Origin of the sequence: Rhodococcus sp. ACT016 (assembly GCF_050477185.1) — a bacterium.
Classification (GTDB): domain Bacteria; phylum Actinomycetota; class Actinomycetes; order Mycobacteriales; family Mycobacteriaceae; genus Prescottella.
In genome coordinates this window covers 2,472,548-2,488,733 of sequence record NZ_JBEAET010000001.1, presented here as the reverse complement: position 1 = coordinate 2,488,733, position 16,186 = coordinate 2,472,548, and the positions used below count along the sequence as shown (strand labels likewise).

Below are 16,186 nucleotides of genomic sequence, written 5' to 3'. Positions count from 1 at the left end.
CGGTTATCCGTTGCCAGAAACGGCCAAGCCATCGACGATCTTCACAGTCTCCACCGCGACGGTGGTTACGCGCTTGATGAGGTCGACGATGTAGGTGGGGTCGTCGTGTTCGTCGGGCCAGTTGTTGGGGTCGTTGACGATCCCGGATGCCTTGTCGGTCTTGACCTGGTAGCGGTCGATGATCCACGCCAACGCCGACCGGGAGCCGAGCATGTACCGCTCGGCCCCCTCTGGGATGCCGGCGATGGTGATGTTGCCGCTGTAGACGATGGTGGTGCGGTCGTCGACCTGTTTGCCGGTTTCAGGGTCCTTCGCCTTGCCCCACTTCATCTTCGACACCCGCCATGTCTCAAGGTCCTCAGCGGAGGCGCCCTTCTTGAGCTGCAGATCGAGGGCGTACGGCTCGACCTCCTCGTATCCGATGTGTAGGTCGGCGAGCCGGCGGCCAGCGATAGCGAGCTGTTCGAAGCGCTCCCGCGACGTCGGAGTCGGGATGTGCGGGAGCATCTTCTTTAGATCCGTCGCGTAGTTCTCGCGGTAGTCGGAGGCGTGGAGCAGACCGTATACGTAGTAGAAGATCTCGTCCTTGGTCACCTGGTCGCCGACCGCGGCGCGGTAGAGCGCGAGGATTCCGTCAGTGATGTTGTCGATCCGCCGGTAGCCATACTCGTCGACGTCGGCTGAATCAGTAGATGCGAAGTCCAGCTCACCGTCGATGGATTCGGTCTCGGTGTAGGTCCAGCGGGTGAAGAACTGACCACTGCCGGATCCCCAGAAGGACAGGTCCGGGATGGCATTGGTCATCAGAACCGAGAACGGCTTGTCGGACCCCGTACCTACGACGTAGAACCCGACGTTCTCGTGGTGAGGAGTCGGGAACATCGACGGGAGCTGCGACCGCTCGTGGTTGAGGTGCTTGTCGAAGTAGGTGTGCTGCTTACTGAATGGCCGGTAGAGGCCGACAACGTGTCCTGCGTGCCTGGGTGCGACCTCGGCTCGGCGGGCGAGGTGGGTGCGCAGGCTTCGAGACCATTTGATGTAATCCGCTTGTGCGGCCTGGGGTTTCGCGGTGAGGTAGGCGGTGACGGCAGCTTCATTTGGTCGGGTGATCCCGTTCATGCGGCAGTATTCGGCGAACGGGGTGTGCTGGGAGTTGTAGTTGTCGATCATCCGGCGCACGTTCGCGGTCAGGTTGGCGCGCGAGTAGTTGTAGACCCACGCGTCACGGGTAGTCTCAAGGCCTCGCGAGAAGTTCGAGAAGACGGTGACCTGTCCCGGCTTGGCGTTCTTATCGCCAATCGTCGGCCATACCTCGAATTCGTCGTTGCGCTGGTTGGCCCAGTCGCCGTGGCTGTTTGGGGCGATGGTCTGCCAGTCGATGCTGGTGAGGGTGCTGTCATCAACGATGCGGAGCTTGTCTTCGCGGCTCAAGTAGTCGCCAATGTCGCGGTAGAAGATCTCGCAGGGCCCGGTTTGGGTCGGGTTCTTGACGCCGATGAGGATGGCGACGGTGTTGCGGCTGCCGGAGCCGAAGATCTTGCCGCCTTCCTTGCGGGAGAGCTCGCCCGCGGTGCGCTGGTTGCCCCGCAGGTTGTAGACGTAGATGCGGGAGTACTCGTCGGCCAGTGACAGGCGGATGCCGTCGGCGGTGTTGCCGTCGATCCAGCCACCATTTGAGACGAACGCGACGACGCCCGAATCGCCGATGCGGTCGGTCGCCCACCGGAACGCGCGCAGGTAGGAGTCGTAGAGGCTGTTTTTGTTCGTGCCGGTCGACCGTTTGGCATACGTGTCGGCGATCCTGCCGTCCAGAGTCGGGTAGGCGATGTTCGCGTTCAGATCGTTCGCGGATGCCTGTCCCACCGAGTACGGAGGGTTGCCCACCACGACATTGATCGGGGTGGCGTTCTGGCGAACGATGCGGTCGTTGTTCTGCGGGAACATCACCGCGTCCAGGCTGTCGCCGTCCTCGGTGATCTGGAACGTGTCGGCGAGGACGATGCCCTCGAACGGGCTGTACTCTGCTGCAGCCTCTTTTCCGAGAAGGGCATGGTAGGTGGACTCGATGTTCACCGCCGCGATGTAGTAGGCGAGGAGCATGATCTCGTTGGCGTGCAACTCGTTCGCGTACTTGCGCGCCAGATCTTCCGGGTCGATGAGTCCGGACTGCAGCAGGCGAGTCATGAACGTGCCGGTGCCGGTGAACGGATCCAGGATGTGGACGCCTTCGTCGGTCAAGCCGCGACCGAACGCATCCCGCGAGGCCTGGTCGGCGGCGCGGAGGATGAAGTCGACGACCTCGACGGGGGTGTAGACGATGCCCAGGGCTTCCGACTGCTTGCGGAAGCCGATGCGGAAGAACTTCTCGTACAGGTCCGCGATCACCTGCTGCTTGCCGTCCGCGGTAGTCACCTCCGCAGCCCGCACCCGCACCGAATCGTAGAAGCCTTCCAGCTTCGCGGTTTCGGCCTCGAGGCCGGAGTCCCCGAGCGTGTCGACCATGGTCTGCATGACGAGGGAGACCGGGTTGTGGGAGGCGAAGTCGTGGTCTGCGAACAGGGCATCGAACACCGGCTTGGTGATCAGATGCTGCGAGAGCATGCTGATCGCGTCATCGTGGCTGATCGAGTCGTTCAGGTTGTCCCGCAAACCCTGCAGGAACCGTTCGAACGCCGTCGCGACCTCGGCGTCTGCTCCGTCGAGGAGGGCACGGATGCGAGTGATCTGGGCGGCCGCGATGTCCGCGACGTCGGCGGCCCAGTCCTCCCAGTAGGCACGGGTGCCGACCTTGTCGACGATTTTCGCGACGATCGCTTCCTGCCACTCCGACAGCGAGAACAACGCCATCTGGGTCGCCATCTGGCCACCATCGGTGCCACCATCGGCGACGGAACCGGAAGCATCGGCAGTGCTGGTGCTGGCGACATCGGTGGAAGAGCCGGTGCCGCCAACGGATTCGCTGCTATCGGTGACCGGGCCGATGTGATCGCCCATCAACCGATCCGAACCCTTACCGGTCTTGGTGTCGGAGGCGGCGTTGAGGGCGATGGAGTTGACCATCGCGTTGAACCGGTCGTCGTGCGCGCGCAGCGCGTTGAGGACCTGCCAGACCACCTTGAACCGGCGGTTGTCCGAGAGTGCCTGCGACGGGCTCACGCCGGCGGGGACGGCGACGGGCAAAATGATGTAGCCGTAATCCTTGCCCTCGGCCTTACGCATCACCCGCCCCACCGACTGCACCACATCCACGACGGAGTTGCGGGGGTTGAGGAACATCACCGCGTCCAGGGCGGGCACGTCCACGCCCTCGGACAGGCAGCGGGCGTTGGTCAGGATCCGGCACTCTCCCTCCGGCACCGGGGCCTTCAACCACGACAGTTCGGCGTTGCGTTGCAGGGCGTTGAACGTGCCGTCCACGTGATGCACCGAGCACGCCAGATCACGATTCGTCGACGACACCGCGTGCCCGTCGTTTTCGTTCTCCTCGAGCAGGTCCCGATACGCATCCACCACGGACGGGAAGACCTCCGCGACCTGCTTGGAGGCGGCGATGTCCTTGGCGAACACCACCGCCCGCCGCATGGGCGGCTCCCCGGGCGCGAACCCGGCCCCGTCCGGTGTCTTCCCGGCACGCTTGGCGAGGCCGTTCCAGCAGCCGACGATTTTCGACGCATCATCGAGCTGCAGAGTGCTGAATTCGCCAGCGAGCTGCTGCTGCATCGGCTTAGCAATTAGCTTGTCGTCGACCGTCAGCACGATGACCTTGTAGTCTGTGAGCAGCCCGCGTTCGACCGCGTCGCCGAACGAGAGGCGGTGGAACTCGGGGCCGTAGACGGTTTCGTCGTCCATCGAGCAGAGCTCGGCCGAGTGTTCGGCGGCCTGGTCCTTGACCTTGTCGTCGAACAGGCGTGGTGTCGCCGTCATGTACAGCCGACACTCGGCCTTCAGGAACTCGGCGTCGTGGACTTTCACGAAGTTCGACTCGTCCTCGCCAGCGAGGGTGACACCGGTCGTGCGGTGTGCCTCATCACAGATCACCAGGTCGAATGGGTCGACACCCTGCTGCTGCGCCTTCGCGACCACCGGCAGAGACTGGTAGGTCGTGAACACCACGGTCAGGCCCTTGGCCCGCTTGCGATGGCCCATCTCTGCCGCGAGGGTGGCCGGATCGGTCGTAACCGGGATCGCGACATCATGGATGCCCATGTCCTCCGCGGCGCGGGAGACCTTGGTGTCTGAGCACACCGCGAACGCACGCAGATCCAGCTGGGTCTGCGCGGTCCACTCCCGCAGAGTCTGTGAGAGCAGCGAGATTGACGGGACCGCGAACAGGATCCGGGCACTGCCCTTGTTCTCGTCGGCGGTGCGCTCCGCGATCTTCAGTGCGGTGAAGGTCTTACCCGTGCCACAGGCCATGATCAGCTTGCCGCGGTCGTTGCCGGCCTCGAAGCCTGCGAACACCGCATCAATCGCGGCCTGCTGGTGTAGGCGCGGATCATGACGCTTCGCCTCCGACAGCGTGACCTGTAGCTCACCGTGGGGCCATGCGATGTCCCAGTCGATCGGGGACTCGGCGATCTCCGCCAACCCGATCCGCTGCACCGGCACGTTCTGCCCATCTAGCGCGTCCTCGGCGTTCTTCCCCCACCGGTCCGTGGTGGAGATGATCACCCGGTTCGTGAACGGCTTCTTCCCCGACGCGGTGAAGAACGAGTCGATATCACTCTTCGCGAGGGTGTGAGTGGGTTCGTAGAACTTGCACTGAATCGCCGTGAACGCCCCGGTATCCCGCTCCCGAGCCACCAGGTCAATCCCAGTGTCCGGCTTGCCGTCCCGACCTGGCCAGTCCATCCACCGCCACACCGCGTCATACTGCTGCGAGAGCATCGGATCCAGCTCGAAGTAGCGGACCATCAACTGCTCGAACTTGGTACCACGTTCGGAGTTGCTGGGTGCCTTCCTGAAGGCCTCGATCACCTCGTGAATGGAAGTTGCCACCCCTGCTCCTGCCCGTCAGCGTTCCGAGTCGTCGTCGGCACGTCGGAAATTGATCGCGCGCTGAGGTTACCCGTCGGTGCACCGAACCCCAGCTATGCGGTGTGCGTCGGCCTGTGGGGGCAATGGCATCGATAACTTGCTGGGTTCTGAGCTGGCGCCGTTCAGCGACTCGAGCTGGTCAACTTCGTGAACCGGGCATACACGGTGTGCTAGAGATACGAACCGACTTGCCGGTTTTACTGTATGGACACCCACACCGATGTCTCAGCCTCCTCCTCCGCCTCCCTATCCGCCCTACGGCGCGCAGCCTAATAGCCATGGCGTTTCACCTCAGCCCGGTTACTCGCAGCCGCCGGCGGGCGGGAACCCTCCTGGTTACGGGTACCCGCCGCCGAAGAAGAAGGCGAAGTGGCCGAAGATCATCGGAGGCGTGGCCGCTGTCTTCTTCCTGATGGTGGCGTGCACGGCCGCGTTCGGTGCAAGCGGGGACAGCCCGCCGTCTCCGAGTTCGTCGAGGACCTCGTCAGCCCCGGCTGATCCGGCCCGGCTCGACCCGGCGACGTACAGCGAGTTGAGCGACCGTGACCTCGCCTTGCTGGTGAAGGACCCCGACGCGGGGAAAGATCGCAAGGTCATCTTGTACGGGAAGGTCACTCAGTTCGATGCCGCAACCGGGAAGACGAACTTCCGGGCTAACACCGCGGCCACTGTTCAGGACAGTTCATGGGGCTACAGCCAGAACACCGTCGTTCATGCGCGCGATGCTGCGACGGTCGCCGACATCGTGCAGGACGACATCGTGAAAATGTTCGTCGTCGTCGACGGTTCGATTACGTACGACACGGCCCTCGGTGGTCAGATGACCGTCCCGCAGGTGACGGTGAACATCATTGAACGGATCGTGTAGCGGTTTCCAGTTGTTCGCACTAGCGGGTCAGCGTCGGTCACGTAAAGACGACCTGGCGCCGGGTGCCGTCCACTTCCTGCAGGATCACTGTTGCGCCCCGTTTGCGGGCCCTCTCGATGAACAAGGTTATGCGGATGGAGCGGGCGAGAGTGGCCGTCATGGTCGAGGCCTGCTCGTCGGCCATCTCGGCGAGTAGCTCGATGGCGTCGTCGGGTACCTCCACCGTCATCGGCGTGGTCTTGAGAGGCAACCGGATTCCTCTCTTGCGGTTCCACCGCACGTGTTGACCTCCTGGTGGGTCGTCGACGCTGGGCCCTGTCTGAAGACCTCAAGGCCCGCCCCGCACAGGATATCTGGGCGGGGCGGGCCTTCTCGCACGATCGAGTGGTCAGCGGCCTGTTGTGCGGTTGTATCCGCGGGCGTGCATGTCGGCGATCCGCTGCAGACGGGTCATGGCTGCCGGAACGTCCTGCGTCACAATGGTTCCCACCTGGACGCTCGACATCCCGAGCGGCGAGAACAGGTCGTCGATCAGATCGACCTGCGTCTGCTTCAACCAGTCCTGCCCCTTCACCGCGTACGCATCGACCAGGTCCAGCGCCTGCATCTGCGGCGACGTCGCGAGTAACGCGGGCATCGCAGCAGACGTCGGATCGCCGTACTGGTCATACGTTGCCTGCGCCTCGGCCGGCAGCGGGCCACCCGAACCATTGGTCCCAGAGGCCTTCCCGGCGAGATATGCCTGGTAGTCGGCGTACGTGGCGACCTCCGCCGACGGCGGGACGTACTCGGTCCCGAGGAACGCAGCCAGGAACGGCCCGAACTTGCGAGCCGTATCACCGAGCTGCCCGATCAGATCCCACTGCTCCGGGTTCAGGACATACTCGTCCTTCCCGGTCTCGTTGAGCACCAGGTTGTAGCCGGGCGGCAGGCTGCCGCCGGTGTCGCGGTGGAACAGGAAGTTCCCCAGCGACTTCACCGGCGAGAGGATCGCGTCCTTGAGGTCGGCGACACCCTGCACGACGACGTCGAGCGCCTTGGTCTTCTCGACGATGAAGTCCTTGACCGGGTCGATCATCTTGTCGAACAGGGCAGGTGGGACCGCCTTCAACTCCGGAGGCGGCGCGCCGATGACCTCGCGGATCTTGTCGCGGATCGGGTTCAGCAGCCCGTCGATGAACCGCCCGACCAGCGAGGTCTGCTCATCGCGGGTCGGCCCGCCACCCGCGCCGCCGGGGCCCGGGTCGACGAACGCGCCATCGACGATCGGCAGGTGGAACTGCCACGGGAACATCGAGTTCGAAGCGCCACGAGCACCACGGCCGTAGCGGACGCCCTCACCGCCCGACGACTCAATGTTCACGTCAGGCAGACCCTCGACACCCGAGAGCGTGCCGGCCGCGTGACCGCCGCCGTCGCCACCCGGATCGTCGAAGATGCCGATCGTCAGACCTGCACCCTTGCCCGGCTGGAACCCGAGTGGGCCGGGCTGACCACCCCTGAACGAGCCCGTGTAGCCGTAACGCTGCCACGGGTTCTGGCCCAGGATCGTCGCCGCAGCGGCCATGACCAGGCCGGTGCAGTCGAACGAGTCCCCGACGAACCGGGGGCCTGCCCACTGGTACGGCTTGCCGTCCTGTGCCTTCACGAAGTCGTGGCCGCGCCGGATCGCGTCCCATGCGGGATCGTCCCGGGTGACGCGGCCGCCGGACTCCATCGCGAACATGCCCTCGGTGGATGGCCGGCTGCCGCCGCGTGCCGCGGCGTTGAACGCGGACAGGTTCTCCACGCCGGCGGCGTCGACCGCGGGCTTGGAGAACACGAACTCGCCCGGCGCCAGGACACGCAGCACGCCGTCCTTGCCCCACTGGGTGCCCGGCTCGAGCGGCACGAAGCCACCCGTCTCCATGCCCGGGACCGTCTTCTTCGGGCCTTCGCCCTTTCCGGCGTTCCCGCCCCAGGAGACGTGCGCGATGTCGTGCCAGTCCGGCAGCTTGCCGCCGAGGAACCCGTCGACCTTGCTCCACAGGCCACCGACACCCCAGTTGATGAGGTCGATGATCCCGTTCACGGCGCCGCCGACGTCGGAAAGGATGTCGTTCCAGATCCGGCGGATGCCGTCTCGCAGGCCGGCGAAGAACTCGCTGACCTTGTCGATTCCGGTCTTCAGTCCCGGGAAGTGCTCGGTGACGATCTTGCCGACGCCCTCGCCGATCTTGCCGGGCAGATCCTGCCACGAGGTGACCGCGCCGTTGGTGATCTTCGAGGTGAAGTGGTCGGCGAGACCACCGAGACCATCGGTCCGCAGCGCCTGCCACGCCGGCATGATTTGGGTGTTCCAGCCGTCCTGCACCCCGGACGTCAGCCCGTCCCAGGCACCGGTCGCGGTGTTCTTCACGTTCGTCAGGAACGAGCCGCCGATCTCCCCGGCCCTCGCCGTGAGCCCGGAGAGAGCCGGCTGGATGTGCCGGCCCCAGCCGTCGCGGACGGACTCGGTCAGCCCGTCCCAGCTCTCACGCCAGCTATCCGGATCGAACAGCGACAGGCCGCCCCCGGCGCCGCCGTCGGTGCCGCCGGATTTGGGGCCGCGGACGATGCTGCGGCCACGTCCACCGCCCTGCGTGCTCTCGAGGAGGATCTTGCTCTCCTCGGCCGAGAGTTCTTCGCCGGCATCGGACTTCCGCTTGATCTCCTCGAGCTGCTTGTCCCGCGCGTTCTTCCCGTTGCGGGCGTCGATCTCGGCCTGCCGCGGATCGTCCATGGTGCCGAACGCGGTCCGCAGGGACCGCATGAAGCCCTCGTCGTTGTCGTTGCGCAGCCACCGGTTGATCGACCGACCCCAGCCGTCGACAGTCCGCTGTCCTGGCAGCTTGAAGCCGTCATCCTGACCGGGCTCGGGTTCACTCTGGTCTCCGAGGAGGATGTCACCGACTAGGTCCTTGAACGCATCCCACCGCCCCCTGCCGCCCTTGGTGTTGTTGACACCAGGGGCCCCGGCAGGGCCGGGAGCCATCGGATCATCGCTGCTGCCGAGACCGAAGACGGAGGCGACCTTGTCGAATTTCGACAGGACTTCGAGGGTCTTCTCGGCCAGTTTCAGCAGGGTCTCCGCGGACTTGCGGACGTCGTCCCAGAACTGCTTCATCTTCGCGTCGCCGTCGGCGGTCTTCATCCACTCGGCGAAGCTATTGAGGGAGTCCGTCATCGACTGGACCATCGACTTGCCGGCGTCGTCCGAGGTCCGGAAGATTCCGGCAATCGCGTCGCCCGCGGCGACGATCAGACCCTTGACCTCGCGCAGTTTCTCGAGCGAGGTCTCCAGGAATCGGCGGATCGAGTTCTGGCCCTCTTCCGAGCCGGTCCACTCGTGGAACCCCTTCATCGTTTCCTCGAACGTGGTCGAGATCCCGGGTAGGAACTCCGACCCGACCGCCGCGATGTCCTGGAAGGCGCCCAGCAGCTCGGACAGGCCGCCCATCAGCGGCTTGATCGACAGACGGGTGTTCTCGAGGATCTTCGTCCAGTCGAGCTTCGAGGACTCCGATCCCAGATCCTGCAGCGCGGTCTTGAGCCCGCCGTTGATCTCGGTCGCGATCCCCGACAGCCCGGTCTTGAACGTCGGCAGCAGGTTCTCCGACAGGTTGACGACCTCGGCGCCGAGCCCGGAGAACAGGCTCTCCTGCACCTCGAGGCGCAAGGACTTCCACTCGCCGGACAGCCCGCGGACCATCTCAACGAACTCGCGCGCAGCCGGCGACAGGTTCTCCAGCGCCTTGTTGTACTCGTCGAGGGACTTTCCGGCCGACGACTGCGCCTCGGCGAGCGCTTCCTGCGCATCGGCGACCCGCTGCAGCGCCTCGGCGTTGGCCTCGGCGGCGTCGCGCTGGGTGCGGGCGAGCTCCTTCTGCGCGTCCTGGGCGGCCTGGTCGGCCTCCGCGATCCGCTCCTTGGCGGCGACGACGTTCTCGGCGCCCTCGACACCAGCCTGGTTCGCTTGCTCGGCTTCGCGCTGCAGGTCACCGTTGCGGGCCCGCACTTCGGCGAGCCGCTGGATCGCCTGCCGGTAGGACAGATTCGCGCGGTCCCGCTCGTCCCGGCCGGCACGCGGGTCGATCTGGACCTCACGCATCCGCTTCGCGGCCTCACGCAGCGACAGCTCGGCGTCTTCCTCGCTGAGCGACGCCGCCTTCAGCGCCAGATTCAGATCCTCGATCTGCGCCTGGGCGTCCTTGCGGGCCCGGGTCAGATCCTCCTGCGCGCGCTGCGACGCCTTCTGCGTATCGGCGACGCCGCGCTCGGCGCGGGAGACCGCGTCCGCGCCCTGCTCAGCGGTGCGGGCGACGGCCTTCTGCGCGTCTGCAACGCCACGCTGGGCCTGCTCGATGGCCTTCGCGGACGCCTCCTGCTCCTCGGCGGAGTTCTTCGCCGCCTCGGAGCCCTTCTCGAAGGCGTCCTTGACGCCGGACGAGCCGATGACGATCGCGCTGATCGACGCCGCGGCCGCGCCGGCTGCAGCGGGGATCAGCGCGAGCGCGCCGGCCGCCTTCGTGATCTGACCGATTAGCGGCACCAGCGACAGCAGCGTGATGCCCTTGATCGCGGCACCGGCGATACCGGCGGCCGCGCCCAGGCCGCGCATCGCGACCGACGCGGCCCCGATCCCGGCGCCACCGAAGCCGCCGCCGCCACCACCGCCCGGGCCGGGAATCGGGATCGGCGGAATCGGCGGCAGGTTCGAGAGCATCGCGTGCAGCGACTGCACGGACGCGCGCAGCGCCGCGACCCCGGCGATGCCGTGCGAGGTGTCGACGTCGACGTTGATGTGGATCGGGCGGCCCGCCCACTCGCGGAACGCCGCCATCTTCACCTCGGCCGCGCTGGTATCGAGGTCCGCCTTGACGGAGACCTCGGGCCGCATCATCGCCAGCCGCGTCTCCAGCCGCGACTGGAGATCGCCCATGTCGAGGTCGACACCGACCTTGATCGTCGGCCGCAGCGACCGCAGCTGCGCTTCGAGCCCGGCCCGGAACTCGTGGACGCCCTCGGGGACGATCTTGACCTTCAACTCGGACCTCGACGCCCGCAGTCGGGCGTCGACGTCCTGGAAGAAGGTCCCCCAGTACGGAGAGAGGTTTAGTCGAGCGGTTCCAGCCTCATACGCCTGAGACATGGGGCATCACTCGCCCTCGAAAGCATCGCCGCTGCTCTGGGCTGCGGTCCGATAGTCGGGGGCGAAGTGCTTGCGGACGTCCTCGATGAACGTGCCGGTGACGTTGAAGTGCTTGTCGGCGAGCAGTTCGGTCCAGACGCGGTCGTAGGCGTCACCGCAGACGGCGCGGAGCATCGGCTCGAACACCAGCTCCTCGGGCACACCGCCCGCGACCTGGTTCAGGCACGAGATGATCGCGACGATCCGGCCCGTCTCGACGGGCTCGGTGATCACGATTGGCGGCTCGACGTCGTCGATCACGTAGGGCTCGCGCGGGACATAGTCGGCCATCGCCTCCCGCTCGATCTGCACGAATTTGCCCAGCTTCTTCTCGGTGGGCTCGTTGGCGGTGGTCGTGGGCTCGGTGCTGGTGGTGGGCTGTTTAGCCATGGGTGATCCGTTCTGCCGCCGTCGGCAGCGGCGACGATGCGAAAGGTGGTGGGGTCACCGCGACGCCTGGCCGCGGTGTTTGGTGTGCACGGCGGCGCCTGGCCGACCGTGGTTCGTGGGAGTGGGAACCCCGGGCGCGGGCGCGGGGATCGAAAAAGCCCGCCGACCTCGGTCGGCGGGCTCTGTGGGCGCGGCAGGGATCGAACCTGCGGCCATCGGCTTATGGGACCGGCGCTCTACTGCTGAGCTACACGCCCTGGAAACGCGAAAGGGCCCGCAACCCCGGTGCTCGGGTGCGGGCCCCTTCTCGTGTGACTGTTTACCGGCGGCGGCGCCGTTCGCGGATCTCCTCCTCGAACTCGTCCGCCTCGCGCAGGTTCGTGTCGTACATCTCCGCGAACGTCATCTGGGTCTCGTTGACGGGGAAAGTGCGATCGTCCTGGCCTTCGGGGAGCGGCGCGAAGGCGTTACCGCCCTCCCGGACGGTGTGCACGCCTCCACCGTCGACGACGTACACCCCGGGGAATACCTCGCAGACTAGTGCGGCCGGGTTGCGGCGCGTCGTGATGTGCGTGGCCTCAACCTCGATCATCACGCCCCCATGTCCTGCGCTTCGTCGCTGCGACCTCAAAGTCTGGCCACAGTAGCGAGGCCGACCTGCGGCCGCGAGCAGTACATGCACGTCCCGAGAATTCAAAGACTCCTTGGTCTGCTTTGATGTCCAGTCATGACCAACCCTGCCGCGCCTGGCTGGTATCCCGACCCGTCGGGCCTTCACCAGTTGCGCTATTACGACGGCACTCGATGGACTGAGCACACGCACTCGTACGCGCCGCAGCAGCCGGCGTCGGCCGCCGTTACCCTTGCGGGTCTGTACGCGACGACAGAGAAGGTGTTCGGAGCGCTGACGATCGCGTGCCTTCTTCTCGCGGCGTTCCTGTTCGTCACCGAGGTGCGGGCTGGACGAATCAGCTGTGGCAGTGTGCTGGATCCCCAGCCCGACCCGAGCCTCCTCGGAGCGTGGGCATGTAACGATGCCCTCACCAGTCGCGCGAACTGGGCGGGTATCGCGATTCTCGTCGGTGCCGGCTTCTGGATTGCGGGCGCCGTCTTCTCTCGCTCGCGGAAGAAGCTGCAGGCCGCCGGCAATTGAGTGTGTCGGCTGTGCATTTGCCTAGGTGGTGGGTGTTGTGACGACCTGTGGGCTTGGTAGTACCCCTTCCTGAGCCCTGAGCCCTGAGCCCTGAGCCCTGAGCCCTGAGCCCTGAGCCCTGAGCCCTGAGCCCTGAGCCCTGAGCCCTGAGCCCTGAGCCCTGAGCCCTGAGCCCTGGGTCCTGGGTCCTGGGTCCTGGGTCCTGGGTCCTGGAATAGGTGGTGGGGCTTGGTTGTCTCCCTGGCCGGCTGTGGACCTGGCCCTACACCTCTGAGGGGGAAATGCACTGTGCCCCTGTCTCTGAGAGGCAGGGGCACAGTGGGGGAGTGGATCAGGAGGTGAGGGAGGATTCCAGGAGCATCATTGCCAGTACTCTGGCCTGCTGGGGGGTGAGTCCTTCCAGGGCCTGGGCAGGGCCTTCCTGGAGATCTGACACCACAGTGATCCCCTTGCTTTTCAGGGGCTGCCACACCACATCCAGGGAAGTGGAACCTGCTCCCTCCATGGAGAGGATCTTGCTGCTCCCCAGGTCTTGCCACTCAGAGATCCCAGAGTCTCCCACTGCATTGGAGATGAGCTGCAGGGCCAGTTCCACGGCAGCATGGGGGGTCAAATCCACCAGACCATTCTCCATTTGAGCTTGCAGGGACACCAGGTGCACTCCAGGCTCCTGGAAGGAGTCAACCATCAGGGGCGCCCCCATTGTGGAATGAACAGGGGAAACAGCCTGATCAGCAGTGGTGGGGGCAGTGCAGGGGGCAGCAGTCATGGGAGACCTCCAGGGCCAGGATTGGGGATGAAAGGCCAACCAGCCAGAAAGCTGGGGCACTCCCACATTCCTACACCCCCCTGTGCAATATGTAAAGGGGGGTGTAATTGGCTCTTGATGAGGATGCGCCGTCGAGTGTGCGATTGCGAAAAGGGCCGCGCCGCTATGTGTCTCGCCCACTGAGCAATGCATACACCCGTGACTGGCCCAGCTGGCTCGCTGCCTGAATGTCGGACACCGATGCGCCGTCAGCAGCCGCTGCTCGGATGGTTGTGCGCTGGGACGCTGCGGCCTGGCCCGCCGCCTCAAGGGCGTCCCGATTTGTCTCCGAGGCCCTGCGGACGTCCTCGAGGAGCACATGCACCCGGTCAGCGCGGTCGGTAACGCGGGCACTCAGGATTGTGTTCACGCGGGCGCGGCTAAGCCCGGATGCTCGCTGGACCTCGGCAATGGTCGCTCCTCCGTCGACCGCGCGGTAGATCGCTTCGCGCTGCGTGGTTGCGGCCCCCTCCGCGTCTCGGAGCGCGTCGCGGTTCGCGGCGGCGGCTGTACGAACGGCCTCGAGGGGTGACGACGCATCGACACTCGGCACGGACGGCTCCTGCTGGTCTCATGAGGTCCCTGGGCCGGCCAGGGCGGTCAATCCATTGTATTTGGCGTTGGGGTCGGCCTTGGGCGTACTAGACGTCCGGAGTCGGCCGCTCGCCTTGGAGCCACGCTTCACGCGCCTGCCGGCGTTCATGGTCTGCGATGTAGCGCTCGCTGGTCGCAGCCAACCGGTCCGCGAAGGTCGTGCGGCCACGTGAGTGCGCGTATGCGGCGAACTGTCGATTGGCCTCGGCGCCAAGCTCGTTCCGTTCCCGATCGGCGTGGGACTGTGCCTCGGTGAGCTTCCGGTCACGTTCCGCGACGCGTCGAGCGCGCTCCGCGGCATAGGAGTTCGCCTCGAGCGCCCGCTGCTTCGCGCGCTTTTCCTCGATGATCGCCTCAACGGAGGCCTCGACAGCCGCTTGCCCCCTTTCTGGGTCGTCGGATGCGTGGATGTCGTTCACGGGAAACGGGTCCTTCTACGCGAGAAGGGGCTCGATCAGGGAGCCGCCCGCGACCTGTTCCTCTGGAAGGGGTTGGAGGCTCAAGTCGTCGGCGGATGTGGCGTGCGGGGCGTCGTTCAATGGTGGTGCCTTTCGTTGATGGAGTCAGCTGCGCTGTTCACACGGCTGGGGGCGATAGTGCCGGCGCGCTGGCGGATGAAGTCCACGCCGGACGGACGTACGCGTGTCGTGTAGCTCGTACCCTCGGTGCCGTCGCTGCGGGTGTACGACGTGGCCTTGACTGTGAAGTGGTGCATATACCGCTGGTAGGGGGTATTCCGCATCGCACCCCCAGCGATGAACACGCCACACGCCCGTAGATCCGCGTACAGCTTGTTCTGGCTCGAGCCGATCATCTTTGCGACCGAGCCGACCGCGTACGTGCCGGTGGAGTCCATGAACTGCTCGTACGCTTCGACCTTCGGGGCGTCGACCGCGAGCTGCTGCTCGGCGGCGTCGGCGCGCGCGGCCGTTGCGACGAGTTGACGCGCAGTCTGGGTGAACCGCTCCGCCATCGCGAGCACGCCGGCAGGCGTGGACAGGTCCGGGACAGTGCCACGGTCCGCGACCGTGCCGACCTCGGCCTCACGGGTGCGGATCGCGAAGTAGTGCTGAGCCTCGGCGACGTTCTTGATGTTGGGGTCACCGTTCATCGCGACGAGGTACGCGGCGTAGCGAGCGAGCTCGAAATCCTCGCGGGGCCGGCCACCAGTCTTTTCCTGGGATCGCAGGAAAATGGTGTCCGCGTTCATGTTCTGGTTCTCGGCTGTCTTCATCGCCCTCTCGACCGGGGTCATGAAGTTCTCCCAGCGGGCGTAGCCCATCAGTGCCATGAGCTCGCGGGCAGTCCAGAACTCGGCACCATCGGGCCGGACGCGTCGGATCCGGTCAAACGGCGATTCCTCGTCCGGTAGGCTGATATCGCGCATCAAGGTTCCTTTCAACGGATGCAATGTCGCGGTGCTGGCACACCGTTACGGGCGGCCCCAGGCCCTCTGGCCCTGGGGTTTTCGTCTTCCATGCGGGCTGAGCCGGCCATACTCTGCCGGCCCCAGCCGAGGATCTTCGCGACCGCAAGAAGCGAGTAGGTGCCGTCCGCTTCCATCAGCTCGTCGTAGAAGTCGGCCTTCGGTTCGAGTTCGGCGACCTTTGCGGTCAACGTTTCGACCTTGTGGGTCGTGATCGCGAGCGCCTGCGCGACGATCTCGTCCTCCGTGAGCGCCGGCGCAGCGCCGTACGAGCCGGTTCGGCGGATCGACGGCAGCACCTCCGCAGTGATCCACTTCCGGAACCTGGCGGCCTCCGGTTTGTCGGAGCGGATCACGACCTCGTACATGCCGGTCTCCGACACGATCGTCGCGTTCTGTGTCCGGCCGAGGCCGTCGACGATGGGGTGATTCCGAATCACTCCGTCGTCCAAGCGATCTGTGCGGTACTGGCGAAGGCCGAGGACCTTCGTCAGATCCGAGAGGACGAACCACGGTTCACCATCAATGTCGAGGACGCGGACGCGTTCGGTGCCGTAGTGGAACGGGGTGATGCGGTCGAGTGCCGCGCTGCCGCTCACTGGATCACTCCGGCGACGGCGAGGAGCGCGACGTTCACGGCGGTGGCGATGGCGATCACGCCGACGATCAGGGTGATCGCGGCCTAGGTGGCGAACCGGGAG

11 protein-coding genes and 1 tRNA gene are annotated in these 16,186 nt (G+C 65.7%); 2 read left to right on the top strand and 10 right to left on the bottom strand.

Going from position 1 to position 16,186, the window contains the following annotated elements:
- Window positions 1-3: 3 nt before the first annotated feature.
- Window positions 4-4,998 carry a DEAD/DEAH box helicase gene (locus tag ACQ5DX_RS11515; RefSeq protein WP_430332740.1) on the bottom strand — a complete coding sequence of 1,665 codons (4,995 nt, stop codon included), beginning with the start codon at window positions 4,996-4,998 and terminating at the stop codon, window positions 4-6.
- A gap of 571 nt (window positions 4,999-5,569) precedes the next feature.
- Here ACQ5DX_RS11515 and ACQ5DX_RS11510 point away from each other — a divergent pair.
- Entirely contained in the window at window positions 5,570-5,905 is a 336-nt protein-coding gene (locus ACQ5DX_RS11510; protein ID WP_430332739.1) for a hypothetical protein, read from the top strand.
- Window positions 5,906-5,942: 37 nt separating this feature from the next.
- On the opposite strand, the gene ACQ5DX_RS11505 is transcribed toward ACQ5DX_RS11510, so the two are convergent.
- From ACQ5DX_RS11505 to ACQ5DX_RS11485, 5 genes are all read right to left on the bottom strand, one after another.
- A complete protein-coding gene (locus ACQ5DX_RS11505; protein WP_430332738.1) occupies window positions 5,943-6,155 on the bottom strand; it encodes a hypothetical protein in 213 nt (70 codons plus the stop codon).
- 138 nt (window positions 6,156-6,293) lie between these two features.
- Window positions 6,294-11,075, bottom strand: a complete 4,782-nt coding sequence (locus ACQ5DX_RS11500) for a hypothetical protein (RefSeq protein ID WP_430332737.1) — start codon at window positions 11,073-11,075, stop codon at window positions 6,294-6,296.
- Window positions 11,076-11,081: 6 nt separating this feature from the next.
- Window positions 11,082-11,504 (bottom strand): hypothetical protein, encoded by a 423-nt coding sequence (locus tag ACQ5DX_RS11495; protein WP_430332736.1) that lies wholly within the window; start codon window positions 11,502-11,504, stop codon window positions 11,082-11,084.
- A gap of 185 nt (window positions 11,505-11,689) precedes the next feature.
- Window positions 11,690-11,761: transfer RNA gene (locus ACQ5DX_RS11490), tRNA-Met, on the bottom strand.
- Window positions 11,762-11,823: 62 nt separating this feature from the next.
- Window positions 11,824-12,099, bottom strand: a complete 276-nt coding sequence (locus ACQ5DX_RS11485; RefSeq protein ID WP_430332735.1) for a hypothetical protein — start codon at window positions 12,097-12,099, stop codon at window positions 11,824-11,826.
- 132 nt (window positions 12,100-12,231) lie between these two features.
- Between ACQ5DX_RS11485 and ACQ5DX_RS11480 the strand changes: the two genes are divergently transcribed.
- Window positions 12,232-12,657, top strand: coding sequence for a DUF2510 domain-containing protein (locus tag ACQ5DX_RS11480; RefSeq protein WP_430332734.1), 426 nt, complete (start codon window positions 12,232-12,234; stop codon window positions 12,655-12,657).
- A gap of 331 nt (window positions 12,658-12,988) precedes the next feature.
- Here ACQ5DX_RS11480 and ACQ5DX_RS11475 read toward each other — a convergent pair whose 3' ends face one another.
- The 4 genes from ACQ5DX_RS11475 to ACQ5DX_RS11460 form a co-directional block, all read right to left on the bottom strand.
- Window positions 12,989-13,426, bottom strand: coding sequence for a hypothetical protein (locus ACQ5DX_RS11475; protein ID WP_430332733.1), 438 nt, complete (start codon window positions 13,424-13,426; stop codon window positions 12,989-12,991).
- A 680-nt stretch (window positions 13,427-14,106) separates the two neighbouring features.
- Window positions 14,107-14,478 carry a hypothetical protein gene (locus ACQ5DX_RS11470; RefSeq protein WP_430332732.1) on the bottom strand — a complete coding sequence of 124 codons (372 nt, stop codon included), beginning with the start codon at window positions 14,476-14,478 and terminating at the stop codon, window positions 14,107-14,109.
- 116 nt (window positions 14,479-14,594) lie between these two features.
- Window positions 14,595-15,446, bottom strand: coding sequence for a phage antirepressor KilAC domain-containing protein (locus ACQ5DX_RS11465; protein WP_430332731.1), 852 nt, complete (start codon window positions 15,444-15,446; stop codon window positions 14,595-14,597).
- Between the two features lie 11 nt (window positions 15,447-15,457).
- Window positions 15,458-16,084: a BRO family protein gene (locus ACQ5DX_RS11460; protein ID WP_430332730.1), complete on the bottom strand. Its 627-nt coding sequence runs from the start codon at window positions 16,082-16,084 to the stop codon at window positions 15,458-15,460.
- Window positions 16,085-16,186 lie beyond the last annotated feature (102 nt).

What these genes read in the sequence shown, in the direction of transcription:
- ACQ5DX_RS11500 (WP_430332737.1), bottom strand. Translation starts at nt 11,075, where the DNA reads ATGTCTCAGGCGTATGAGGCTGGAACCGCTCGACTAAACCTCTCTCCG.
- ACQ5DX_RS11495 (WP_430332736.1), bottom strand. Translation starts at nt 11,504, where the DNA reads ATGGCTAAACAGCCCACCACCAGCACCGAGCCCACGACCACCGCCAAC.
- ACQ5DX_RS11480 (WP_430332734.1), top strand. Translation starts at nt 12,232, where the DNA reads ATGACCAACCCTGCCGCGCCTGGCTGGTATCCCGACCCGTCGGGCCTT.
- ACQ5DX_RS11475 (WP_430332733.1), bottom strand. Translation starts at nt 13,426, where the DNA reads ATGACTGCTGCCCCCTGCACTGCCCCCACCACTGCTGATCAGGCTGTT.
- ACQ5DX_RS11465 (WP_430332731.1), bottom strand. Translation starts at nt 15,446, where the DNA reads ATGCGCGATATCAGCCTACCGGACGAGGAATCGCCGTTTGACCGGATC.